This window comes from Actinomadura kijaniata NBRC 14229 (genome assembly GCF_001552175.1).
In the GTDB taxonomy this organism is placed as follows: Bacteria; Actinomycetota; Actinomycetes; order Streptosporangiales; family Streptosporangiaceae; genus Spirillospora; species Spirillospora kijaniata.
This window is the reverse complement of sequence record NZ_BCQR01000092.1, coordinates 24,396-47,362: the sequence shown is the minus strand read 5'-3', so window position 1 is coordinate 47,362 and position 22,967 is coordinate 24,396. Positions and strand designations below refer to the sequence as shown.

At 73.5% G+C, this 22,967-nt stretch carries 26 protein-coding genes; 18 read left to right on the top strand and 8 right to left on the bottom strand.

Going from position 1 to position 22,967, the window contains the following annotated elements:
- Window positions 1-507: 507 nt before the first annotated feature.
- Together AKI01S_RS27230 and AKI01S_RS27225 are read right to left on the bottom strand one after the other, a co-directional pair.
- On the bottom strand, window positions 508-1,164 hold the full coding sequence (locus AKI01S_RS27230; protein WP_067824104.1) for a phosphonatase-like hydrolase: 657 nt from the start codon (window positions 1,162-1,164) through the stop codon (window positions 508-510).
- Window positions 1,161-1,919, bottom strand: coding sequence for a GntR family transcriptional regulator (locus AKI01S_RS27225; RefSeq protein ID WP_157420175.1), 759 nt, complete (start codon window positions 1,917-1,919; stop codon window positions 1,161-1,163). Before AKI01S_RS27225 ends, AKI01S_RS27230 begins: the two co-directional genes overlap by 4 nt.
- 153 nt (window positions 1,920-2,072) lie before the next feature.
- On the opposite strand from AKI01S_RS27225, the gene AKI01S_RS27220 reads away from it, so the two are divergent.
- The 7 genes from AKI01S_RS27220 to AKI01S_RS27190 all read left to right on the top strand — a co-directional run bounded on the left by AKI01S_RS27220 (window position 2,073) and on the right by AKI01S_RS27190 (window position 7,250).
- Window positions 2,073-3,173 (top strand): TIGR03364 family FAD-dependent oxidoreductase, encoded by a 1,101-nt coding sequence (locus AKI01S_RS27220; protein ID WP_067824098.1) that lies wholly within the window; start codon window positions 2,073-2,075, stop codon window positions 3,171-3,173.
- Window positions 3,174-3,204: 31 nt separating this feature from the next.
- The gene (locus AKI01S_RS27215; protein WP_067824095.1) at window positions 3,205-4,110 is read left to right on the top strand and encodes a phosphate/phosphite/phosphonate ABC transporter substrate-binding protein; all 906 of its coding nucleotides are present in this window, start codon (window positions 3,205-3,207) and stop codon (window positions 4,108-4,110) included.
- A 5-nt stretch (window positions 4,111-4,115) separates the two neighbouring features.
- Window positions 4,116-4,832, top strand: coding sequence for a phosphonate ABC transporter ATP-binding protein (locus AKI01S_RS27210; protein WP_067824092.1), 717 nt, complete (start codon window positions 4,116-4,118; stop codon window positions 4,830-4,832).
- The gene (gene phnE / locus AKI01S_RS27205; RefSeq protein ID WP_067824089.1) at window positions 4,829-5,629 is read left to right on the top strand and encodes a phosphonate ABC transporter, permease protein PhnE; all 801 of its coding nucleotides are present in this window, start codon (window positions 4,829-4,831) and stop codon (window positions 5,627-5,629) included. Before AKI01S_RS27210 ends, phnE begins: the two co-directional genes overlap by 4 nt.
- A gap of 152 nt (window positions 5,630-5,781) precedes the next feature.
- Entirely contained in the window at window positions 5,782-6,702 is a 921-nt protein-coding gene (locus AKI01S_RS27200; protein WP_067824086.1) for an isocitrate lyase/PEP mutase family protein, read from the top strand.
- A 61-nt stretch (window positions 6,703-6,763) separates the two neighbouring features.
- Window positions 6,764-7,021 carry a hypothetical protein gene (locus tag AKI01S_RS27195; RefSeq protein WP_067824083.1) on the top strand — a complete coding sequence of 86 codons (258 nt, stop codon included), beginning with the start codon at window positions 6,764-6,766 and terminating at the stop codon, window positions 7,019-7,021.
- A 34-nt stretch (window positions 7,022-7,055) separates the two neighbouring features.
- A complete protein-coding gene (locus AKI01S_RS27190; protein WP_067824080.1) occupies window positions 7,056-7,250 on the top strand; it encodes a hypothetical protein in 195 nt (64 codons plus the stop codon).
- Between the two features lie 175 nt (window positions 7,251-7,425).
- On the opposite strand, the gene AKI01S_RS27185 is transcribed toward AKI01S_RS27190, so the two are convergent.
- Complete coding sequence (locus AKI01S_RS27185) at window positions 7,426-8,136, bottom strand: hypothetical protein (RefSeq protein WP_067824077.1); 711 nt, start codon at window positions 8,134-8,136, stop codon at window positions 7,426-7,428.
- A gap of 210 nt (window positions 8,137-8,346) precedes the next feature.
- On the opposite strand from AKI01S_RS27185, the gene AKI01S_RS27180 reads away from it, so the two are divergent.
- The 9 genes from AKI01S_RS27180 (at window position 8,347) to AKI01S_RS27145 (ending at window position 17,005) form a co-directional block, all read left to right on the top strand.
- Complete coding sequence (locus AKI01S_RS27180) at window positions 8,347-8,913, top strand: hypothetical protein (RefSeq protein WP_067824074.1); 567 nt, start codon at window positions 8,347-8,349, stop codon at window positions 8,911-8,913.
- 109 nt (window positions 8,914-9,022) lie between these two features.
- Window positions 9,023-9,700, top strand: a complete 678-nt coding sequence (locus AKI01S_RS27175) for a DedA family protein (protein WP_067824109.1) — start codon at window positions 9,023-9,025, stop codon at window positions 9,698-9,700.
- Between the two features lie 108 nt (window positions 9,701-9,808).
- Entirely contained in the window at window positions 9,809-10,525 is a 717-nt protein-coding gene (locus AKI01S_RS27170) for a DedA family protein (RefSeq protein WP_067824071.1), read from the top strand.
- Window positions 10,506-11,696 (top strand): sensor histidine kinase, encoded by a 1,191-nt coding sequence (locus AKI01S_RS27165; protein WP_245681799.1) that lies wholly within the window; start codon window positions 10,506-10,508, stop codon window positions 11,694-11,696. The genes AKI01S_RS27170 and AKI01S_RS27165 overlap by 20 nt, the downstream gene beginning before the upstream one ends.
- Window positions 11,687-12,331 (top strand): response regulator, encoded by a 645-nt coding sequence (locus AKI01S_RS27160; protein ID WP_067824065.1) that lies wholly within the window; start codon window positions 11,687-11,689, stop codon window positions 12,329-12,331. The genes AKI01S_RS27165 and AKI01S_RS27160 overlap by 10 nt, the downstream gene beginning before the upstream one ends.
- A 119-nt stretch (window positions 12,332-12,450) precedes the next feature.
- Entirely contained in the window at window positions 12,451-12,603 is a 153-nt protein-coding gene (locus AKI01S_RS50880; protein ID WP_157420173.1) for a hypothetical protein, read from the top strand.
- Window positions 12,604-12,634: 31 nt separating this feature from the next.
- Window positions 12,635-15,868, top strand: a complete 3,234-nt coding sequence (locus tag AKI01S_RS27155) for a S41 family peptidase (protein WP_067824061.1) — start codon at window positions 12,635-12,637, stop codon at window positions 15,866-15,868.
- A 55-nt stretch (window positions 15,869-15,923) separates the two neighbouring features.
- The gene (locus AKI01S_RS27150; RefSeq protein ID WP_067824059.1) at window positions 15,924-16,445 is read left to right on the top strand and encodes a YbaK/EbsC family protein; all 522 of its coding nucleotides are present in this window, start codon (window positions 15,924-15,926) and stop codon (window positions 16,443-16,445) included.
- Complete coding sequence (locus tag AKI01S_RS27145) at window positions 16,442-17,005, top strand: HD domain-containing protein (protein WP_067824056.1); 564 nt, start codon at window positions 16,442-16,444, stop codon at window positions 17,003-17,005. Before AKI01S_RS27150 ends, AKI01S_RS27145 begins: the two co-directional genes overlap by 4 nt.
- Here the strand turns inward: AKI01S_RS27145 and AKI01S_RS27140 are convergent.
- The 4 genes from AKI01S_RS27140 to AKI01S_RS27125 form a co-directional block, all read right to left on the bottom strand.
- Complete coding sequence (locus AKI01S_RS27140; RefSeq protein ID WP_067824052.1) at window positions 16,996-17,877, bottom strand: SRPBCC family protein; 882 nt, start codon at window positions 17,875-17,877, stop codon at window positions 16,996-16,998. The genes AKI01S_RS27145 and AKI01S_RS27140 overlap by 10 nt on opposite strands.
- Entirely contained in the window at window positions 17,870-18,430 is a 561-nt protein-coding gene (locus tag AKI01S_RS27135; protein WP_067824049.1) for an ArsR/SmtB family transcription factor, read from the bottom strand. The genes AKI01S_RS27140 and AKI01S_RS27135 overlap by 8 nt, the downstream gene beginning before the upstream one ends.
- 77 nt (window positions 18,431-18,507) lie before the next feature.
- On the bottom strand, window positions 18,508-19,575 hold the full coding sequence (locus AKI01S_RS27130) for an FAD-binding protein (protein WP_067824046.1): 1,068 nt from the start codon (window positions 19,573-19,575) through the stop codon (window positions 18,508-18,510).
- Window position 19,576: 1 nt separating this feature from the next.
- Window positions 19,577-20,032: a MarR family winged helix-turn-helix transcriptional regulator gene (locus tag AKI01S_RS27125; protein WP_067824043.1), complete on the bottom strand. Its 456-nt coding sequence runs from the start codon at window positions 20,030-20,032 to the stop codon at window positions 19,577-19,579.
- 87 nt (window positions 20,033-20,119) lie between these two features.
- Between AKI01S_RS27125 and AKI01S_RS27120 the strand changes: the two genes are divergently transcribed.
- A complete protein-coding gene (locus AKI01S_RS27120; RefSeq protein ID WP_067824040.1) occupies window positions 20,120-20,581 on the top strand; it encodes a DoxX family protein in 462 nt (153 codons plus the stop codon).
- Between the two features lie 302 nt (window positions 20,582-20,883).
- A complete protein-coding gene (locus AKI01S_RS27115; protein ID WP_067824037.1) occupies window positions 20,884-22,302 on the top strand; it encodes an alpha,alpha-trehalose-phosphate synthase (UDP-forming) in 1,419 nt (472 codons plus the stop codon).
- A gap of 30 nt (window positions 22,303-22,332) precedes the next feature.
- Here AKI01S_RS27115 and AKI01S_RS27110 read toward each other — a convergent pair whose 3' ends face one another.
- Window positions 22,333-22,962, bottom strand: coding sequence for an ATP-binding protein (locus AKI01S_RS27110; protein ID WP_084000296.1), 630 nt, complete (start codon window positions 22,960-22,962; stop codon window positions 22,333-22,335).
- Between the last annotated feature and the right edge of the window lie 5 nt (window positions 22,963-22,967).

Genomic DNA, 22,967 nt, shown 5'->3' with positions numbered 1-22,967 from the left:
GACCGCCGACCGCCGACCGCCGACCGCCGACCGCCGACCGCCGACCGCCGACCGCCGACCGCCGACCGCCGACCGCCGACCGCCGACCGCCGGGACCCCCTCCGGGCGCGGTCCTGGGTATCCCCGGTGAGGCGGCGGGCCAGGGGATCGCGACGATCTGGATCATGGCTTTGGAGCCGGTGGCCGGTGCGGTCACCCGCCTCAGGGGGACCGACTCCGACGTCCAGACGCCGAGGGCGCCGGTCGTGCCGAGCCGGAAGCGGTCGCTTGCCCCTGGTGACAGGCGAAGCCCGGCCGCCCGCTGACGTGGATCGGCGCCGGCCGTCACCCGGCGGCAGGGCCACCCCGTTGAACCAGGACTGGAGCGGCGGCATGGAACCGCGCTTCGTCGACCGGCGGAAACACCGGGGGTCCAGCTCGGCCCGCTGGTGTGGAGGGTCTGCGGTGAGTTCGTCTCCAGGCCCGGTCACGGCTGTTGCGGGTTTTCCGCCGTGCGGTCGGCCGGGGTCAGTGGCCGAGGAGGGCGGGGATGCCGGCGACGCTGGGCAGCAGGTGGGTGTGGCGCTCGGCGCCGAGTCGCTCGGCGGTCAGGCCTCCGGTGAGGACCCCGACGACCATGGCGGCGCCGGCGTTGGTCCCGGCCTGGAGGTCGCGGACGGTGTCGCCCGCGGTGAGGACGCGGTCGACGGACCGGGTGCCGGTGGCCTCCATCGCCCGGAAGATCATGTAGGGGGCGGGGCGGCCCGCGGGGACGTCGTCGGCGCAGACGACGGCGTCCACGACGGTGTCGTCCCAGCCGAGCACCGCCAGCAGGCTATCGAGGACGGTCCGGTCGAAGCCCGTGGTGAGGGCGACCTTGACACCGGCGGCGCGGAGGGTGGCCAGGGCCTTCTCGACGCCGGGCAGCGGCGCGGGCGGGGTGGTGCGGTAGGCGGCGGCCAGCCGCCGGTGGAAGTCGTCGAAGGCGGCGTCGACGGTCGCGGGGGAGGGGTGGGCGAGGAGTTCGGTGATGGCCTCGCGCTTGTCGGCGCCCATGCAGCGCCGGACGTCCTCGGCCGAGGGGGCGCCGCCCGCCGCCTCGACGGCCTCGCGGAGGGCGACGTAGACGGCGCCGTGCTCCTGGACGGTGGTGCCGGCCATGTCCAGGGCGACGAGCTCGATCATTGGTCTCCTTGGGATGCCTGCCAGCTGCGCAGCAGGGCGGGCTGCGCTTGCTGGACGTTCTCGATGGTGAAGCTGACCATGTCGGGGCGGTAGCGGTCGTCGGAGTACTCGACGGGGCGGCCGTCCACGCCGCCCGCCGTGCGGCTCTCGCGCAGGAGCGGGAAGCCCGCGGGGACGCCGAGGAGGCGGCTGTCGGTCTCGTCGGCGGCGACCGCGTCGATGAGGTGGCGGGCCACCGACATGTCCACCCCCCGCGCGCCGAGGTGGGCGTAGAGCGAACCGGAGTCGCAGTCGAAGTCGAACAGCATGCGTCCGACGGGCTCGACGAAGGTGGTGCGTTCCAGCATGGTGGGGGTGCCGTCGATCAGGCGCAGGCGCAGCAGCTGGACGACCGGGGTGCCCTCCTCCAGGTCGAGAGCGTCGGCGACGTCGGCCGGGGCGGGCCGCAGGGCGATCTCCTGCGTGCGCTGCCCGGGCGTGTGCCCCATGCCCTGGACCCAGCTGGAGAAGGACAGGAAGGTCTCGAAGGGCTGGCTGAGCGCGCGGCGCCGCACCACCGGCGGCTTGCCGCGGCCGCCGCCGATCATGCCTTCGGCGCGCAGCGCGGCGAGCGCCTGGCGGACCGGTCCGCGCGAGGCGTTCCACTGCGCGCACATCTGCGACTCGGACGGAAGCGGCGCGCCGACCGCCAGCTCGCCGGAGGCGATGCGGCGCCGGAGGTCGTCGGCGATCTGCTCGTGCAGCGGCGTCTCCACGAGGGTGACTATACATGTCATGACACGTCGCGGAAGCGGGCTGCGTCAGGAGTTTAACGCTTTCACCTGCATCGTTAACGAGGGGTAAACAGCTTCTGGACTTCTCGTCCGCACTGTTGACGACCTCGATCACGGGCACCGAATGTTCTTGTCATGACAAGTGATGTGGTCGTGGTCGGCGCCGGGATAGTGGGGCTGGCGCACGCGTACGCCGCCGTCCGCCGCGGCCTGTCGGTGGTCGTGGTCGAACGCGACGAGCGGGCCCGGGGCGCCTCGGTGCGCAACTTCGGTCACGGCTGCCTGACCGCGCAGTCCGGACGGGCGCTGGAGTACGCGCTGGCCGCCCGCGAGGGCTGGCTCGCGCTCGCCAAGGAGGCGGACGTGCGGGTGCGCGAGAGCGGCACGGTCGTCGTGGCGCGCGCCGCGGACGAGATGGCGGTGCTGGAGGAGTTCGCCGCCCTGCGCGGCGACCAGGTGCGGCTGCTGGACGAGCCGGCGGTGCGCGCCCGTGTGCCCGTGGGCGACGGGGTGGTGGGCGGCGCGTTCCTGCCGCTGGACCTGCGGGTCGACCCGCGCCGGGCCGTCCACGCGATCGCGGCGGCGCTGGCCGGACGGGGCGTGCGGTTCCTGTGGTCGACCACCGCGCACGGCATCGGGCCCGGCGAGGTCGCCACCAGCCGCGGAGTCGTGCGGGGCCGCCGCGTCGTGGTCGCGGTGGGACACGACGTGGACCGCCACTTCCCCGAACTGGCCGAGCGGCGGCGGGTGCGGCGGTGCTCGCTGCACATGCTGCGGGTCGCCGACCCGCACGGGCGTACGGTCGACCCGGCGGTGCTGACCGGGTTCTCGCTGCTGCGCTACGGCGGCTTCGCGGAGTGCCCCAGCGCCGGCGCGGTCCGGGAACGGCTGTCGCGCGAGCACGCGGAGCTGCTCGACTGCGGCCTCAACCTGATGTTCACACAGCTCCCCGACGGCGACCTGACGATCGGCGACACCCACGCGTACGCGCGCACCCCGAGCCCCTACCGGTCCGAACGGCTGGACGAGCTGGTGCTCGCCCAGACCGCGCGGCTGCTGGGAGTGCCGCGCCTGCGGGTGCGCGAGCGGTGGCGCGGGGTGTACGCGTCGGCCCCCGAGCCGTTCCTGGTCGAGACCCCGGCGGACGGTGTCCGGGTGGTCTCGGTGACGTCCGGGATCGGCATGACCACCGCGCTCGGCCTGGCCCCCGCGGTCCTCGACGACCTCCTCGACTGAAGTCCGCGACCCACCTCCCTGGAGAGAGACGATGAAGATCACCAAACGTGCCGCCGCCGCGCTGACCGCGTCGGTCCTGGCCCTGTCGGCGTGCGGCTCCGCTCCGGAGGGCGGGGGCTCCTCGGCCGCCTGCCCGGGCGGCAGGGTCCGGTTCGGGATCGAACCCTACGAGGACCCGGCCAAGCTGAAGCCCGCCTACCAGATCATGGCCACCGCGCTCCAGGCCCGGCTGGGATGCCCGGTCGAGCTCCAGGTCGTCGAGGACTACTCGGCCGAGGTGCTGGCGATGCGCAACGGCCGACTGGAGATCGCCCAGTTCGGCCCGCTCGGGTTCGTGTTCGCCAGCCAGCGGGCCGGGGCGGTGCCGCTGGCGTCGTTCGCCGACGGCGGCGGCAGGCTGACCACCTACACGGCCGGGATCTGGGTTCCCGCCGACTCGCCGGTCAGGACGGTCGCCGACCTGAGGGGCAGGTCGCTCGCGCTGGGCGCCACCGGCTCGACCTCCGGCGACGCGCTGCCCCGCTACGCCCTCAGGCAGGCCGGGGTGCCCGACCGGGACGTGCGGATCCAGTACGCCGGCGGCCACCCCGAGGCACTGCTCGCGCTGACCAAGGGCAAGGTCGACGCCGCCGAGATCAACAGCCAGCAGCTCGCCACCGCCAAGGCCGCCGGGCAGTTCGATCCGGCCCGCCACCGCCGGATCTGGACCTCCGCGCCGATCCCCAACGACCCCATCACCGTCAGCGACAAGCTCGACCCGGCGTTCCGGGACCGCGTGGCCAAGGCGCTGCTGGGACTCGGCGCCGCCGACGTGGCCAAGGTCGGGGCGTTCCTGGACGTGGACCCGCCCGGTCCGATGGTCGCGGTCACCAGGGACACCTACAAGCCGCTGTTCGACCTGGCCTCCACCATGGGGCTGACCGAGAAGGACGTCTGATCCGCATGTCGCTGCACATCCGCGGGCTGCGCAAGGCGTTCGACGGGCGCACCGTGCTCGACGGCGTCGACCTGGAGGTGGCGCCGGGCGAGTTCGTCGCCGTGCTCGGCGCCAACGGCTCGGGCAAGTCGACCGCCCTGCGCTGCGTCGTCGGCCTGGACCGCCCGGACGCCGGCGAGATCTCCGTCGGCGGCACCGGCCGCGCGGCCATGGTCTTCCAGCGGATCCACCTGGTCGGCCGCCGCACCGCGCTGGACAACGTCTGCGCGGGCGCCCTGGGGCGGCTGCCCCTGGGCCGGTCGCTGTCGCCCCTGCTGTTCCCCCGGACGCTCCGCGAGGAGGCGATGGCCTGCCTGGACCGGGTGGGCCTCGCCGACCGCGCCGCGGAACGGGCCGGCCGCCTGTCCGGCGGCCAGCAGCAGCGGGTGGCCATCGCGCGGGCGCTCTGCCAGCAGGCCACCGTGGTCCTGGCCGACGAGCCGGTCTCCGCGCTGGACCCCAGCGCCGCCGAGCAGGTCGTCGCGCTCCTGAAGGACCTGGCCGCCGACGGCCTGGCCGTCGCCGCCGTCCTGCACCAGCCGGACCTGGCCCGCCGCCACGCCGACCGCGTGGTCGGCCTCGCGGGCGGACGGGTGGCGTTCGACGCGGCCCCCGCGACCCTCACCGACGCCGACCTGACCGCCCTCTACGCCCCCATGACGATCACGGAGCCCGTCCGATGACGACCACCGTCCCGGCCCCGCCGCGCCGCCGCGGCCCCTCCCCGGCCGCGTGGTCGGTCACCGCGCTGGTCGTCGTGGTCCACGTGCTGGCCTGGCGCGGCACCGACATGTCCCCCGCCGCCCTGGCCACCGGCTGGCGGGGCATGGCCGACTTCCTCGGCGACGCCCTCCCGCCCGACCTGGACTGGGACACCGTCCTCGGCCCCAGCCTCCGCGCCGCCGGAGTCACCTTCGCCATCGGCCTGCTGGGCACGAGCCTGTCGGTGCCCTTCGCCCTGGCCCTGGCGGTCCTGGCGTCCCGCACCACCACCTACGGCCCCGCCACCTACCAGGTGTCGCGCTCGGTCCTGTCCTTCCTCCGCTCGGTCCCGGACGTGGTCTTCGCGCTCATCTTCGTCACCGCCGTCGGCCTCGGCCCCTTCGCCGGGGTCCTGGCCCTCGTCCTCCACAACATCGGCGTCATGGGCAAGCTGTGGGCCGAGGCGATGGAGGAGAGCGACCCGGGCCCCCGCGACGCCCTGCGCGTCCTCGGCGCCTCCCGCGTCCAGACCGTCGCGCACGCCGTCCTGCCCACCGTCTTCCCGCAGCTGGTCGGCCTGCTGCTCTACCGCCTGGACGTCAACGTCCGCTCGTCCCTGGTCCTCGGCCTGGTCGGCGCGGGCGGCATCGGCTTCCTCATCAACCAGTCCATCAAGCTGTTCCGCTTCGACCAGATGGCCACCCACATCCTGGTCGTCCTGGTCCTGGTCGTCGCCGTGGACCAGATCTCGGACCGGATCCGGCGCCGCCTGGCCTGAGAGGTCCGCGGCCTTGACGAAGGTCATTTTTGCCGGGGCTGAAACGGTGTTGATGCTCTCTTCGCGGTGCACATGAGTGAATGTTCGCGTAACGCACGCGGACGCCCCGGCGGATCCGGCGCCGTCCGGTCGACACGATCCCAGGAGCAGTCGTGCACTACGGAGAAGCGCTGCGTCGCGAGATCCTGGCCGAAGGGGTCACCCCGCTCGTCGGGGTGTACGACATGTTCTCGGCCTCCCTGGCGGCGCGGCACTACGACGGCATGTTCGTCTCCGGCTTCGGCTTCGCGGCCTCCCACTACGGCCTGCCCGACATCGGGTTCATCGCCTGGCCCGACATGGTGGCGTTCGTGCAGCGCCTCCGGCTGGCCTTCCCCCGGCAGCACCTGCTGGTGGACATCGACGACGGGTACGTGGACCCCGAGGTCGCCTGCCACGTGGTGGAGCATCTGGAGCGGATCGGCGCCTCCGGGGTGATCCTGGAGGACCAGCGGCGTCCCCGCCGGTGCGGGCACGCGGACGGCAAGCTGCTGCTGCCGCTGGAGGAGTACCTGGCCAAGCTCGACCTGGTGCTGCGCACCCGGCGGGACCTGGTGGTGGTCGCCCGCACCGACGCCGACACCGACGAGGAGATCCTGCGGCGTGCCGAGGCGCTGGCCGCCACCGACGCCGACGTCGTGCTGGTGGACGGCGTGCGCAGCGTGGAGTGGATCCGGCGGATCCGGACGGTGGTCGGCGACAAGCCGCTGCTGTTCAACCAGATCGCGGGCGGCCGGTCCCCCCGGCTGTCGCTGCCGGAGCTGGCCGAGCTGGGCGTGGACGTCGCGATCTACAGCACCCCGTGCCTGTTCGCCGCGCACGACGCCATCGAGGCGGCGCTGGTGCGGCTCAAGCGCGACGAGGGGCGGCTGCCCGCCGCCGACGGGACCACCGCCGGGGTCCGCGAGACCACCGAGCTGCTGGAGCGCAACATCAGCAGGCACCACGCCAAGCCCCGCTATCCGGTGCCCGTCCAGGGCCCGGCCTCCCGGTCCGACCGGCGGCCCGCCCGGCGGGTCCGCCCGGGAGGGTGACGGTCCTCTCATCGGCTCCGCGGTCCCGCGTATTCCGTGATCCATCGGGTAGGCGCAGGTCATGGACCGAAACGAGAAAGATCCCCGGGAGCTGGCCGAGGAGCTGGCGAGCCACGCCGAGGACGACCCGCGCTTTCGGAACCGGCGTCCCGGCGTCCGCGCGACCCGGCGCGTCTCGCCCGAGGAGGCCGACGCCGACTCCGCCGGAGTGATCGGCGGCACCGGCACGACGGGCGGCGGCCAGCCGGCGGGAGGCGCCGGGTACGGCCGCACCGAGGGCCGGCCCGTGCCCGACAACGACGCCTCCGACATCCCGTGACACCGAGAACGGCCCATACACGAGGGGGAACACGATGACCACGCCCGAGGAGAACCGACCGAAGACCCGCGACACCGACCAGGCCGTGACGCGTCCGGGAGGCGACCCGGACCGCCGGGCCGACCAGGGGTCCGGGTCCGAGCCGGACACCCGCCCGTCGCTGGGCGCCGAGCTCGAGGACAAGATGGCCGAACGGGGCGTGACCCGCGAGGACCTCACCGGCTCCTGAGCCCGCGGCCGTCAACGGCCGACCGGGCCGGCCCGCTCCGAGCGGCGGGATCGGGAGCTGTTCGTCGGTGGCTCGTCGCGCTGCGTGATGAGTTTCGGAAGCTTAGTACGCGCGTACTTACGTGACCGAAAAGCGGATAGCTGGCAAAAGATTTACCTTTGACAAGGTTTGTCGATCAACGCGGAAGGTCGTCGTCCCCGACGTCCAGGCCCACCACCGAAGTGCAGCCCGTGCAGATCCATTCGGCGATCACGGCCTCGAATCCGGCGGCGTGCGAACGGTAGGGGTGCTCCACCTCGCGGCGGCGCATCCCGTGGCCGCAGGAGGAGTGCAGCAGCCGCCCGCACTGGTGGCACGGCCACACGTCCTCCAGGCGCAGCAGGCACTGCGGGCACTGCGGCGTCTCGGCCGGGTCCGGCGTGCCGAACGGGTCCAGCTCGTGCCGCCAGCGCAGTTCCAGGTCGAGGTACTCGTCGCAGGGCCAGTGGTAGTCCGCCAGCCAGGCCAGGTACTCCTCGGCGTCGGGCTCCAGCACGGCCGTCATCGACTCCGGGTACTCCTCGGGGCCCGTCGCCGTGGGCTGCGCCCGGTCGGCGTGGAACCGTTCGGGCTGGAGCCGTTCGGGCTCGGCCGGCTCGGGCTCGGGCCAGGCGGGTTCGGGCCGGGACGGCGTGGGATGCGCCGCCTCGGGAGACGGGGTGACATGCTGGACCGTCCCGGGCGCGGGTCTGCGGAAGCGGGCCGTCTCGTCGGGTGTCGAAGGGTTCGGGGCCGGGGCCCCGTCGGTGGGAGCGGTTCGTGTCGTGCGGCCTCGTGCGGCGGCCAGCAGCGCCAGCAGGGACAGGCTCGTCAGCACGACCGCGACCATGCCGGTCGCCGTGGTCATCGCGGGGATCCTTTCATGATCTAAGGCGGGGTCTGATCATGAATGTGCTTCACAAAACGTTGTGAACCTATAGGAAGGTCAGTTTTCGGAAAAGTCGATCAGAAAAGAATCTTCCTCTTGCTCGTCCGGAGCCGATGACCGAAACCGGCTCGCTCTTGGTCCGGAAACCGGGGAGACGGCACAATCGGGGCACCGATCCAGGGAGGTGTCATGGGCGTGCCCTCGCCGCTCAGGCTGGCCGCGCACGGCGTGCGGGCCGTGGCGGCCGGATCCGCGGCGGCGCTCGCCGCGACCGCCGCGCTGGCCGAGGCCGTCGCCGTGCTGCCGAGGCTGGCCGACTCCCTGGAACGGCTCGCCCGCGCCGCCGCCAGCCTGGAGTCGCTGTCGGACGCGGTGCCCTCGCTGGACCGCCTCGGGGAGGTCGCCGGGGAGCTCGGCCGCCTGGCCGACGCCGCCGAGGCCCTGCCGCACGTGGCCGGTGACCTGGAACGCCTCGCCGCCGTCGCCCCCGCGCTGGAGGAGCTCGCCGAGGCGATCGGCGACCTGCGCGAGCTGTCGCGGGTGGTGCCCGCCCTCGAGGAGCTCGGCTCGGCCGTCGGCCCGCTCCACCACACGGTGGAGGAGCTCAGCCCGCTGGCCGGGACGATCGCCCAGATGCAGGGCGCCATCGAGCAGCTGAACGCGACCGTCAGCCCGCTCCAGGGCACCGCCGAACGCCTCGGCCGTTTCGTGGACCGCCTCCCGCAGAGCCGCAGGTCACCCCGGAACACCCGCTGAACCGGGCGGTCGGTGTGACGTTCGTCATGTGCCGAACGCGGACCGGTGGGTATCGGGTCGGCGCGGAGGTGGTGGCCTGAGGCCGGGCGGTTCCCGGCGGCACAGCATGATGAGCGCTTTCTCACACGCGGTCCACGTGTACGCGGCCCAGCAGTCCGAGCCCAAGGGCGGTTTCGCGGGCTGGGCGACCGACCTGATGGAGAAGCTGGGGGCGCTCGGCGCGGGGCTGGCGATCGCCCTGGAGAACCTGTTCCCCCCGATCCCCAGCGAGGTGGTGCTGCCGCTGGCCGGGTTCGCCTCCGCCCAGGGCGACATGAGCCTGGTCGCGGCGCTGGTGTGCACCACGCTCGGGTCGGTGCTGGGCGCGCTGGTGCTCTACGGGCTCGGCGCGCTCATCGGCCGGGACCGGATGCGGCGCCTCGTGGGCAGGATCCCCCTGGTCAAGGTGGAGGACCTCGACAGGAGCGAGGCGTGGTTCGAGCGGCACGGCTCCAAGGCGGTGTTCTTCGGCCGCATGATCCCGGTGTTCCGCAGCCTGATCTCCATCCCGGCGGGGGTGGCGGGCATGCGGCCGGTGAAGTTCGTGACCTACACCACCCTGGGCAGCGGACTGTGGAACGCCGCCTTCGTCATGGCCGGCTACCTGCTCGGCGACAACTGGCAGTCCGTCGAGGGCTACGTCGGCATGTACTCCAAGATCGTGCTGGTGGTGGCGGTCCTCGCGGTGGCCGCGTTCGTCGCGGTGCGCGTCCGGCAGAACCGCCGGGAGCGCGAGACCGCCGCCTGAGCCCGCCGGGGGTGTGGTTTTCCGCAGGGTGGCGCTGCGGATCCTGTCAGGCCGGGTGGAGGGCGCATCCCATGGTGACGGCCCCGCCCGCTCCCTAACGTCGTAGACATGATCACTGCGACGAACTCCGAACCCCTCGGTGGCATCGCCGGCTGGGCGACCGACCTGATGGAGAAGCTGGGCGCGCCCGGCGCGGGACTGGCGATCGCCCTGGAGAACCTGTTCCCACCGCTGCCCAGCGAAGTGATCCTCCCCCTGGCCGGGTTCACCGCCGCGCAGGGCGGGATGAGCCTGGCCGGCGCCCTGCTGTGGACCACGCTCGGGTCGGTGGTGGGCGCGCTCGCCCTCTACTGGATCGGCGCGGCGATCGGCCGCGACCGGATCCGCGCGCTGGTGGCGCGGCTGCCGCTGGTCAAGCTGGAGGACCTGGACCGCACCGAGGCGTGGTTCGCCCGGCACGGCGCCAAGGCGGTGTTCTTCGGCCGCATGATCCCGATCTTCCGGAGCCTGATCTCCGTTCCGGCCGGGGTCGAGCGGATGCCGATGACGACGTTCCTGCTCTACACGACCCTCGGCAGCGCCCTGTGGAACACCGCGTTCGTGCTGGCCGGCTACCTGCTGGGCGACAACTGGCACGTCGTCGAGCAGTACGTCGGCGTCTACTCCAAGGCCGTGCTCGGGGTGGTCGCGCTCGCGGCCGTGGTGTTCCTGGCCGTCCGCGTCGTGCGGAACCGCCGCGCGCCGCGGCCGTCCCCGGGCGCCCGCCCGAACGTCGACCGGCCCGTGTATCGGCGAGAATTCGAACGTGACCGCGTCAACCACTGAACTGCCGGTTCCCGACGTGCGGCGGTGGCCGCGACCCGCGCGGGCGGCGCTGGGGCTCGGCCTCGGCGCCGCCTCCGCCGTCGTGGAGGCGGCGCTGCTGGCCGTGTCGGCGGTGCTGATGGCCTACGCGCTGGCGTTCTCGCGCGGCCGGCGCTCGGTGCCGAAGGTGGTGGCGTCGGGGGCGGTCGCGGTCAGCCGGTGGGAGCTGCGGCGGCTGGCGATCTGCTTCGGGCACGTCCAGCGCATCGAGTTCGGGACGCTGCGGGCGCTGGCCTACCTGGTGCTGCGGGTGCCGGTCGGGCTGCTGGGCGGCGTGATCCTGGCGCTGATCGGGTACGGGGCCCTCACCGCCGTCCGGCTCGCCTGGGGCTGGTGGGGGCCCGGCAAGCCGCTGGACGGCATCCCCGGCACCCCCATGATCGTCACCTACATCGCGATCGCCGGGACGGTGCTGCTGTTCCTGGCGGTCCAGGGGCTGGTCGGCGTGGTGGCGCTGGAACGCAAGGTGGCCCGCCGCAGCCTCGGCCCGAGCCCCCTGGAGGAGTACGAGCGGCGCATCGCCCAGCTGTCGGTGACCCGCGCCGAGGTGGTCGACGCCGTCGACGACGAGCGCCGCCGCATCGAACGCGACCTGCACGACGGCGTCCAGCAGCGCCTGGTCGCCCTCGGCATGCTGATCGGGCGGGCGCGCCGCGCCGGGGACGACGAACGCGCCCGGGAACTGCTCCGGCAGGCGCACGAGGAGTCGCAGCGCGCGTTGCAGGACCTGCGGGAGGTCGCCTGGCGCGTGTACCCGGCGGCGCTGGACCGCGAGGGGCTGCGCGCCGCGCTGGAGACGGTCGCCGAACGGTCCGCCATCCCGGTGACCATCGACTTCGACGTGTCCGAGCGCCCCCCGCACGCCGTCGAGACCGCCGCCTACTTCGTCGTCTGCGAGGCCGTCACCAACGCCGCCAAGCACTCGGGCGCCGCCGGGGTGTCGGTGCGGGTCGCCGGAGACGGCAAGATGATCGGTGTGCGTATCGAGGACGACGGGACCGGCGGGGCCGACCCGCGCGGCAGCGGCCTGGCGGGGCTGGCCCGCCGCGTCGCGGCGCTGGACGGCGCCTTCACCGTGGACAGCCCGCCCGGCGGGCCGACCGTGATCGTCGCGGAGCTGCCGTGCGGGTGATGCTGGCCGAGGACTCCACACTGCTGCGCGAGGGCCTGGCGCGGCTGCTGGCGGAGGAGGGGCACCGGATCCTGGCGGCGGTCGGCGACGGCGACGCGCTGCTGGCGGAGGTCGCGCGGGAGCGGCCCGACATCGTGGTGGTGGACGTGCGGATGCCGCCCACCCACACCGACGAGGGCCTGCGCGCCGCGCTGGAGATCCGGCGGCGGTGGCCGGGCGTGGCGGTGCTGGTGCTGTCGCAGTACGTCGAGAAGCGCTACGCCACCGAGCTGATCACCACCGACACCACCGGCGTCGGCTACCTGCTCAAGGACCGGGTCGCGCAGGTGGACGAGTTCCTGGACGCGCTGGAGCGGGTCGGCGCGGGCGGCGCGGCGTTCGACCCCGAGGTGGTGCGGCAGCTGCTGACCCGCAGCACCCACACCGACCCGCTGACCCGGCTCACCCCCCGCGAGCGCGACGTGCTGGAGCACATGGCGCAGGGCCGCACCAACGCCGCGATCGCCGCGCAGCTCCACGTGTCGCAGAGCGCGGTCGAGAAGCACGTCAACGCCATCTTCGACAAGCTCGACCTGTCCCACGCGTCCGGTTACAGCCGACGTGTCCTGGCCGTGCTGCGCTACCTGGGTTCGTGACGGTCGCCGAATTTCCGGCACCCCTTCCGAGCTGGGATTACATTTCCGGTGATCGGGGGATTGTTGGTAGTGCCGAGGGCGATGCGACTTCCGGAGTGCACGGTTCCATAGGGGGGAACATGAGCCAGGGAAAGGCTCCGAAGTCGGGCAAGGCCAAGCGGGAGGCCATCAAGGCCAGCCGCGCCGCCAAGCAGGCGAAGAGACAGTCGGCCCAGCGGCCGGTCGCCGCGCCGCCGCAGCAGCCGTCCGAGCCGCGGCCGCAGGAGCGGTGACCCGCGGGGTCTTGGAGGCGGACGGAGGATCGTGCCGGGATACCTGCGCTTCCCAACGATCTTTCATGACGTGATCGTCTTCGTCTCCGAGGACGATCTGTGGATGGTGCCCGCGGTGGGCGGACGGGCGTTCCGGCTCACCGCGGGCGTCGCCGCCGTCACCTGTCCGCGGCTGTCCCCGGACGGCTCGCTGCTGGCGTTCGTCGGCCGCGAGGAGGGGCCCGAGGAGGTCTACGTCATGCCCGCCGACGGCGGCACGGCGCGGAGGCTGACCTTCCACGGCGCGCACTGCACCGTCACCGGCTGGACCCCCGACGGGTCCATCGTCTACGCCAGCGACGCGGGGCAGCCGTTCTACGGCCACACCTGGCTCTACCGCGTCAGCCCCGAGGGAGGGCCGTCGCGGCGCCTGCCCTACGGGCCCGCCAAGACCATCTCCCACGGCCCGTCCGGCGGCGTGGTGCTGGGCCGCAACACCGCCGACCCCGCCCGCTGGAAACGCTACCGGGGCGGCACCGCGGGGGACCTGTGGGTCGACCCGCTCGGCACCGGGCGCTTCCGGCGCCTCATCACGCTGCCCGGCAACCTCGCCTCCCCCTGCTGGGTGGGCGGGCGCGTGTTCTTCCTGTCCGACCACGAGGGCGTCGGCAACGTCTACTCCTGCACCCCCGAGGGCGCCGACCTGCGCCGCCACACCGACCACGCCGACTACTACGCCCGCAACCTGTCCAGCGACGGCCGCCGCCTCGTCTACCACTGCCACGCCGACCTGTACCTGCTCGACCCGGCCGAGAACCGGTCGCACCGCCTCGGCGTCCGGCTCGGCAGCTCCCGGCCGCAGCGCGACCGCCGGTTCGTCGACGCCGCCGAGTACCTCGACGGCGCGCGGCCCGGCCCGGACGGCAGCGGACTGGCGATCACGACGCGGGGCAAGGCGTTCACCTTCGCCGGGTGGGAGGGCCCGGTGCGCCAGCACGGAGAGTCCGACGGCGTCCGCTACCGGCTGCTGACCTGGCTGAACGACCACCGGCGGCTGGTCGCGGCGGCCAGCGACGAGGGCGACCGGGAGACGCTGGTGGTGCTCACCGCCGACGGCACCGTGCCGCCGCTGCGCGTCGAGGCCGACGTCGGCCGCGCCGTCGAGCTGGAGGTCTCGCCCGCCGCCGACCGCGTCGCCGTCGCCAACCACCGCAACGAGCTGCTGCTGGTCGACCTCCCGTCCGCGGACCGCGCCGCGCCGCGGGTCACCGTGGTCGAGACGAGCCGGTTCGGGACGATCGCGGACCTGGCCTGGTCGTTCGACGGGGCGTGGCTGGCCTACGCCTGCCCCGACACCGCCCGCACCACCGCCGTGAGGCTGTGCCGCGCCGAGACGGGGGAGACGTTCGCCGCGACGCGGCCGGTCGTGCGCGACTACCGCCCGGCGTTCGACCCCGAGGGCCGGTACCTGTACTTCATCGGCGAGCGCGTCTTCAACCCCGTCTACGACTCGCTGCACTTCGACCTGGGGTTCCCGCTCGGCACGCGGCCCTACGCGATCGCGCTGCGGCGGGACGTGGGGTCGCCGTTCGTGCCCGAGCCCCGGCCGCTGACCGAGCAGGGCGACGCCGACCGCAAGGACGACAAGGATGACAAAGAGGGCAAGGAGGACAAGGGAGACAAGGAGAAGGACGAACCGCTGGTCATCGACACCGACGGGCTGGAGGAACGGGTCATCGCGTTCCCGGTGCCCGAGGCGCGCTACGACCGGATCGCCGGGATCAAGGGCAAGGTGCTCTACACGACGTTCCCGGTCGAGGGGAGCCTCGGCGACCGGTACGCCGAGGAGGTGTCGGGCACGCTGCACTGCTACGACCTCGACAAGCAGCAGGCCGAGGAGCTGGTCGCCGAGGTCGACGACTTCCGGCTGGGCCGCGACGGCAGGACGCTGCTGTACCGGTCCGGCGACCGGCTGCGGCTGGTCGAGGCGGGCGAGACGCCCCCCGAGGACCGCGATCCGGGCCGCGCGACCGGCTGGATCGACCTGGACCGCGTCAAGGTGTCGGTGCTGCCCGAGGCCGAGTGGCGGCAGATGTTCCGCGAGGCGTGGCGGCTCCAGCGCGAGCACTTCTGGGCCAAGGACATGTCCGGCCTGGACTGGGACGAGGTGTACCGCCGCTACCTGCCGCTGATCGACCGGGTCTCCACCCGCGCCGAGTTCTCCGACCTGCTGTGGGAGCTGCAGGGCGAGCTCGGCACCTCCCACGCCTACGAGAGCGGCGGCGAGTACCGCGACCGCCCGCACTACTGGCAGGGCAAGCTGGGCGTGGACTGGGACGTCTCCGGCGGGACCTACCGCATCGCCCGGATCGCCGACGGCGACCGCTGGGACGACCGCGCCACCTCGCCGCTCAACCGGCCCGGCATGGACGTGCGGCCCGGCGACGTGCTGGTGGCGGTCAACGGGCAGCCGGTCGGCGCGCAGGCCACCCCCAACCAGCGCCTGGTCAACCAGGCCGGGCAGGAGGTGCAGCTGACCCTGGTGCGCGACGGCGGGGAGCCGTTCACCGTGGTGGTGCGGGCGCTCGGTGACGAGCGCCCGGTCCGCTACCGCGACTGGGTGCGGCGCAACCGCGCCCTCGTCCACGAACGCACCGGCGGCCGCGTCGGCTACCTGCACGTCCCCGACATGGGGCCCGAAGGGTACGCCGAGTTCCACCGGGGGTTCCTCACCGAGTACGACCGCGAGGCGCTGATCGTGGACGTGCGGTTCAACGGCGGCGGCCACGTGTCGGCGCTGCTGCTGGAGAAGCTGGCCCGCAGGCGCGTCGGCTACGACTTCCCGCGCTGGGGCGTGCCCGAGCCGTACCCGCCCGAGTCGCCGCGCGGGCCGATCGTGGCGCTGACCAACGAGCTGGCCGGGTCGGACGGGGACGTGTTCTGCCACGCGTTCAAGCTGCGCGGGCTCGGCCCGCTGGTCGGCAAGCGGACCTGGGGCGGGGTGATCGGCATCTCGCCCCGGCACGAGCTGGCCGACGGGACCGTCACCACGCAGCCGGAGTTCTCGTTCGCGTTCGACGACGTCGGCTGGCGGATCGAGAACTACGGCACCGACCCCGACATCGAGGTCGACATCACGCCGCAGGACTACGCGCGCGGCGTCGACACCCAGCTGGAACGCGCCGTCCAGGCCGCCCTGGACGAGCTCGGGCGGCACCCCGCCCACACCCCCGACCCCGGCGACCGGCCGCGGCTCGGCGTTCCCCGCCTGCCCCCGCGCTCCTGAAAGCCCGCCGTCCGGTCTGGCAGAGTGGGCCTTTCCGGACCGGAAGGAGCACACGTTGGTCGGGAACCTGGACTGGCGGCCCGCGGGCGGGCACCCGGACCTGCTCGCCGCCCCCGTCGCGGCGGCGGTCGGCGCGGTGCCGGACGCGCTCGCCGCCGCGATCGACCCCGCGCTGGCGGACACGGCGGCGTTCTGCGAGCACTACGCGGTGCCCCTGGAGGCCAGCGCCAACTGCGTGATCGTCGTGGCCAGGCGCGGCGGCGAGGTCGCCTACGCGGCCTGCATGGTGCTGGCGACCGACCGCGCCGACGTCAACGGCGTGGTCCGCAGGCACCTGGGCGCGCGGAAGGCGTCGTTCGCGCCGATGGACGACGCGACGAGGCTGACCGCGATGGAGTACGGCGGCATCACCCCGGTCGGGCTGCCCGCCGGCTGGCCGGTCCTGGTGGACGAGGCCGTCGCCGCCGCCCCGCAGGTCGTCATCGGCAGCGGGCTGCGCGCCTCCAAGCTGCTGGTCCCCGGCAAGGCCCTGGCGGACCTGCCGAACGCCGCGACCGTCGCGCTCGCCCAGCGGTGACCGGGGCGACGTCCGAGCCCGCCCCGCTCCCGGACCGGGCCGCCCGGCTGCTGGCCGACACCGGCGCCCCGCCCCGGCTCCGCGCCCACCTGCGGCTCGTCCACGACGTGGCGCGCGTCCTGGTCGCCTGGACGGCCGAGCACCACCCGGCCGCCGGGGTGGACGCCGAGGCGGTGCTGTTCGGCGCGGCCACCCACGACATCGGCAAGGCGCTGCACCCCGCCGAGCTGTCCGGCCCGGGGTCCGCGCACGAGGAGGCGGGGTACGCGCTGCTGCGGTCGCGCGGCGTGGAGGAGCGTCTGGCCCGCTTCGCGCGCACCCACGCCGACTGGGACGCGCCGGGGACCGGCCTGGACGACCTGCTGGTCAGCCTGGCCGACAAGGTGTGGAAGGCCAAGCGCGTCCCCGGCCTGGAGGACCGCGTCGTGGACCGGCTGGCGGCGGCGTCCGGCCGGGAGCGCTGGGAGGTGTTCATGGAGCTGGACGACCTCCTCGACCGGGTCGCCGCCGGTGCCGACGAGCGGCTGGCGTTCCAGAACGCGCACCCGGTCTACTCGTAGCTGAGCATCCCCTCCGGAACGCCCTCCAGGTGCACCTCCAGCCACAGCGGGCGCCAGTCGGGGATCTCGTGGTAGCGGCGCAGCTCGGCGACGCCGCTGAGCCAGCCCATCCAGGAGCCGTAGGACGGGTTGCCCTCGTCGAACCCGCTCTGCACGAACGTCAGCCGGGTCCCGCCGTCGCTGCCCTCCAGCTCCCAGGAGGAGGTCATGTCATCGGACCACCGGAGCGAGCAGCGGCGGCCGGGCTCCAGGTCGACGATCGTGGCGGGGTGGGGGTCCAGGTCGAAGCCGCCCATCGCGAACCGGCCGCCGACGCGCGGCTCGATGTCGACGTTCGCGCCGAACCAGCGGCGGAACTCCTCGGGCTTCATGAGGGAGTCGTAGACCGCCTGCGGCGGCGCGTCGATGTGGACCTGGTTGCGCATCTCGGGCGAGGTGAAGTCGCAGAAGCCGGTGAGCGGGCGGCCCTCCAGGTGGTCGGCGAGGTTGGCCAGCGCCAGCGCCCAGAACGTGTGCATCAGCGCGCGGTGGTTCTCCTCCATGACGGCCGCCTGCCAGCCGGGCACGTTGGTCTGGGTGTAGCGGACGACCGTGGCGTCCGGGGCCTCCTCCTCCAGGGCGAGCTCGACGGTGGTGTCCTCGTCGTCGAGCCGCCACACGAAGCGCAGGACGTGGTCGTCGGCGTGCAGCAGGCGCTGCCGGGGCCGGTCGCCCTCGGGCGTGTACCGCCCCCAGAACCCGAACCGGTCCGGCAGGTCCACCTCGGCGTGCTCGGCGAGCCAGGTGCGCAGCTCGGCGGGGTCGGTCAGGGCGTGGTGGACGTTCTTCAGGGGCGCCTTCACGCGAAGGCTGAGCTTCATCGGTTCACTCACGGTCGTCCTCCTTGGGGTAGCAGGCCACGGCGAGCTTGAAGGCGTCGCCCTCGGCGCCGCCGTAGCGGGTGAACAGGTCCTGGAGCGTGCCGCGGAGGTCGTCCAGGAACTCCTGCCGCCGCTCCGGCCGCACGCGGATCTCCCCGGACACGCCGATCGACGGCAGTTCGGGCGCGGACCGGTCGAGCGCGGCGACGTCGGCCTGGACCTCCTCCATGAGGTCGAGCAGGTGCCCGAGGCTCATCTCGTCGCGGGCGCGCCGCGGCCCGCCGATCCGGCCGACCAGCCGCGGCGACATCCAGTAGGAACGGGCCGCCGCCTGGTACACGCCCTCGTTGATCCCGCGTACCCGGCGCTGCGCGACCTGGTGGACCAGGCCCGCGTCCGCCAGGCGTTTGACGTGGTAGTAGACGCGCTGCTGGGTCTGGGCGAGGCGGTCGGCGACCTCGCCGCACGACCGGGGCTCGGCCAGCTGCCGCAGCACCTCGATGCGCTGCGGCTTGAGCAGGGCCTCGGCCTGCTCGACGGTCTCCAGGTACAGGATGTCTCTCATCGCAAAAACATTCTTTTACGTAAAAGAAGATTTTTTCAATAGGGCGACCGGATGCGGCCAGCGCGAAAAGGGCCAGCTCAGAGCGGTGGGTAGGGGACGCCGCCGACCGCGCGGGCGCGTTCGAGCAGCGTGCGGTTGGCGGCCAGCATCCGGCCGGGCGGTGTGGCGCCGGGGGAGGCGGTGCGCAGCAGGCCGAACAGCACCGGGTCGGCGGGGGCGCGCAGGTTCGGGACGCGCCGGACCGCCAGCCGCTTGACGAGCACGACCCCGCTGAGGCCGATGTCGGCGGGCGCCGTCTCCGCCAGGGTCCGTTCGATGACGCCGGCGGCGCGGGCGGCGGGCAGCAGCACGACCTGCCAGGGGTGGGGCCGCCGCCACTCGCCGAGCGCGACGAGCCGCTCGACGTCGGGGCGCATCCGGTCGGCGAAGGCGGGGAACGGGAGCTCCTCGGCCTCGACGGCGCCCTCGGGCAGGGGCGATCCGGCGGGCAGCACCGCCTTGAGCTCGTAGCGCCAGCCGGGGCCGTCCTGGGGTTTGGCCTGGCCGAAGACGTGCGGGGCGTCCACGGCGCGCTGCCGGTCCAGCAGGGCGGCGGCGCCCGTGCAGTGGATCTTGCAGGAGACGACGCGCGCGGGGACGGCGACCAGCCGCAGCGTCGCGCGGGTGATCACCCCGTGGCGTCCGGCCCCGGCGCGGACCGCGTCGAACAGCTCCGGGCGCGTGGCGGGGGAGCAGGACGTGACCGCGCCGTCGGGGGTGACGACCTCCAGGTCCAGGACGTTGTCGGCCTGCGTGCCGTGGCGGTGGGAGGAGCCGCCGATCCCGCCCGCCGACAGCGTGCCGCCGACCGTCAGGTCCAGGTGGTCGGTGAGGACGGGCGGGGCCAGGCCGTGCGGCAGCGTCGCGTCCAGCACCTCCCGCCAGGTCGCGCCCGCCTCCACGGCCACCCGGCCGGGCCGCACCTCGCCGACGGCGGCCATCGCGCGCATGTCGAGCAGCGTCCCGGCGGTGAGGGAGCGGCCGTCGTCGGAGTGCCCGCACCCGCGCGGCACGGCGCCCGGCATCGCCGCGGCGACGTCGCGGGCCGACCGGGGCCGCACGACCCGGCGCGGCGTGCGCTCCACCAGGCCGCCGAAGTCGCGCATCTCAGCCGCTCAGGCGCTGGGCCACCCGCGTGAACGCCTCGCCCAGCACCTCCAGCTCCTCGGGGGTCAGCAGGTCGATCAGGTTCTCCCGGACGACCCTGCGGTGGCCGGGGCGGACCTTCTCCAGCGCCTCGCGGCCCCTGTCGGTCAGCTCGGCCCACACCGCGCGGCGGTCGGAGTCGCACGCGGTGCGCCGCACCAGACCGTCACGTTCCAACTGGGTGACCTGGTAGGTGAGGCGGCTCTTGGAGACCATCACCTCCCGCGCCAGGTCCGACATGCGCAGCCGCCGCCCGTCGGACATCGCCAGCTTGACCAGCACCTCGAACTCGGGGTGGGTCAGGCCGCCGTCGTGCTTGAGCTGCTGTTCGATCCGGTTCTCCAGCAGGTGCGACGCGGCCAGGAACGCGATCCAGGCGCGCAGCTCCCGGGGGTCGAGGGCGTCGCTGTGGGTCATGCCCCGATTCTAGTTGGTTCGATTTTGAACTAAACCCTGGTAGCGTTAGTTCAGATTTGAACAACAAGCCTCGGAGGACTCCCGCCCATGACTTCCACGCGCGGCTCCCTGTTCCCTCGCTTCCCCGACGCCGGGCTGCTGGTCGGCCGGCTCGCGCTCGGAGTGATCTTCATCGCGCACGGCTGGCAGAAGCTCACCGACATCGGCCACTCCGGCGTCACCGCGATGTTCAAGGGGCTCGGCATCCCGATGCCCTCGGTCGCCGCCCTGTTCGCCACCTGGGTGGAGCTGCTGGGCGGCGTGGCCCTGATCGCGGGCCTGCTCGTCCCGGTCGCGGGCGTGCTGCTGGCCGTGAACATGCTGGGCGCGCTGTGGTACGTGCACCTCGACAAGGGGCTGTTCGCCGCCAAGGGCGGCTACGAGCTCGTGCTCATCCTCGGCGCGACGGCCCTGCTGCTGGCCTGCACCGGCGCGGGCCGCTTCTCCCTGGACGCCCTCGTGTTCGGGGGCGGGCGCAGGGCGGCCGAACGCGAGCCGGCCGGAGTCTGACCCTCCGGCGGCCCTCCCGCCGGCGAAGGCCGCCGCACCGATGCCCGGTGCGGCGGCCTTCGCGCGTTCTGCACCGGGTGTGAGATTTGACCGTTCCATCTGACAAATCAGTGAATTGTGGCGAACTGATCGCCCCTGACGTGCGTGGTGTCCGATTCGCTGGGTAGGACGATCGAACGATCACCGGTCGGCGACCTGTCCTTCGGACGCCGGGTGATCAGGGCAGAATGATCCACACACGTCGAACGGTCGGATCCCCGTCCTTCGGCGGTCACAACAGGTTACGGGAAGGCAGGTCGTCAGTGACGGACGGTAGCGAGTTCGTGGTGGTGGCCAACCGGCTTCCGGTGGATCGTGTCGTCGGAGCGGACGGGTCCCTGTCGTGGCGTCGCAGCCCGGGTGGACTGGTCAGCGCGATCGCCCCGCTGATGCGGCGCCGGCACGGCACGTGGATCGGATGGGCGGGCTCGCCCGACGAGCGGCTGGAGCCGTTCGAGGAGGACGGCATGAGTCTGGTGCCGGTCTTCCAGTCGTCGGAGGACGTCGAGCTCTACTACGAGGGCTTCTCCAACGCCACCCTGTGGCCGCTCTACCACGACGTCGTCGCGCCGCCGGTGTACGACCGCGCCATGTGGGACGCCTACGTCCGGGTCAACGAGCGGTTCGCCGAGGTCGCCGCGGCGGTCGCGGCGGAGGGCTCGGTCGTCTGGGTGCAGGACTACCAGCTCCAGCTGGTCCCGGCGATGCTCCGCAAGCTGCGCCCGGACCTGCGGATCGGGTTCTTCCTGCACATCCCCTTCCCGCCGCTGGAGCTGTTCTGGCAGATGCCCTGGCGCCGCCAGATCCTGGAGGGGCTGCTGGGCGCGGACCTGGTCGGGTTCCAGCTGCCCGGCGCGGCGGCCAACTTCGTGCGGCTGTGCGCGCGGCTGCTGGGCACCCGCAACACCAAGCAGGACGTCCACTGGGACGACCGGGTGGTGCGCGCCCGCGCGTTCCCGATCTCGGTGGACGTGGAGGAGCTGCACGACCTGATCTCGCAGCCCGCGGTGCGGGAGCGCGCCGAGGAGATCCGCGCCGACCTCGGCGGCGGCACCGTGCTGCTGGGCGTGGACCGGCTCGACTACACCAAGGGCATCGCCCAGCGGCTCCAGGCGTTCGGGGAGCTGCTCAGCGACGGCGACCTCAAGCCGGGCGAGGCGGTGTTCGCGCAGATCGCCACGCCCAGCCGGGAGCGGGTCGAGCAGTACCAGCTGCTGCGCGACCAGATCGAGCAGCAGGTCGGCCACATCAACGGCGAGCACAGCGAGCTCGGCACCACCGTCATCCACTACCTGCACACCTCGTACGACCGCCAGGAGCTGGCCGCGCTGTACCTGGCCGCCGACGTCATGGTGGTGACGCCGCTGCGGGACGGCATGAACCTGGTCGCCAAGGAGTACGTGGCGTGCCGGGAGGACCTGCGGGGCGCGCTGGTGCTGAGCGAGTTCGCCGGGGCCGCCGCCGAGCTGAAGCGCGGCGCGTTCCAGGTCAACCCCTACGACATCGACGGGCTGAAGGAGGCGCTGCTGGCGGCGATCCGCTCCACGCCCGCCGAGCAGGCGCGCCGGATGCGCGTGATGCGCAAGCGCGTGCTGGAGCACGACGTGGACCGCTGGGCGCGGTCGTTCCTGGACGAGCTGGAACGACCGCAGGACCCGCTGCCCGAGGAGCAGCCTGCCTGATCCCGGAACGACCCCGCGGCCGCCTGCGTGTCAGGCGGCCGTTTCCGTGTGCGGCCGGGGCAGGTCGAACGACGCCCAGACCGCCTTGCCGCCGGTGCTGAGCGGGGCCCAGCCCCAGGCGTCGCTGACGCCGGCGACCACCAGCAGGCCGCGGCCGTCCTCGCCGAACCACTCGGCGCCGTGGGCGGTCGGCTCGGGCGTGTCCTCGCCCGGGTCGGTGACCACCGCGACCAGCCGCCGGGGGTGGCCGAGCAGGACCAGCTGAACGGGGTGGGCGGAGCCGGGGGACAGGTCGCGCATGCCGTGCCGCAGCGCGTTGGAGACCAGCTCCGACACCGCGAGGACCACGTCGTCGGCGCGCTCCCCGGTGGTGAGCCCCCAGTCGGCGAGCGTCGCGGTGGTGAAGCCGCGGGCCTCGCGCGCGCAGGTGGGGTCGGCGCGCAGCACGCGGCGTGCCGTGCGGGGCGTTCCGGTGTGCGGGACCGGCCAGAAGCCGCGCAGGCCGGAGGGGACGGTCGGAGCGTCGGTGCCGGGATCCCGGTGCGCGTCCGGGCGGGCGGGCGCGGGACCGGGGTCGGGTTGCCGGCGAGGGTGCTCGGGGGCCGGCCGCCGGGGGCCCCGGGCGTGGGTCGCGGCGGCGTCTGCCAGGTCAACGATCATTGTCA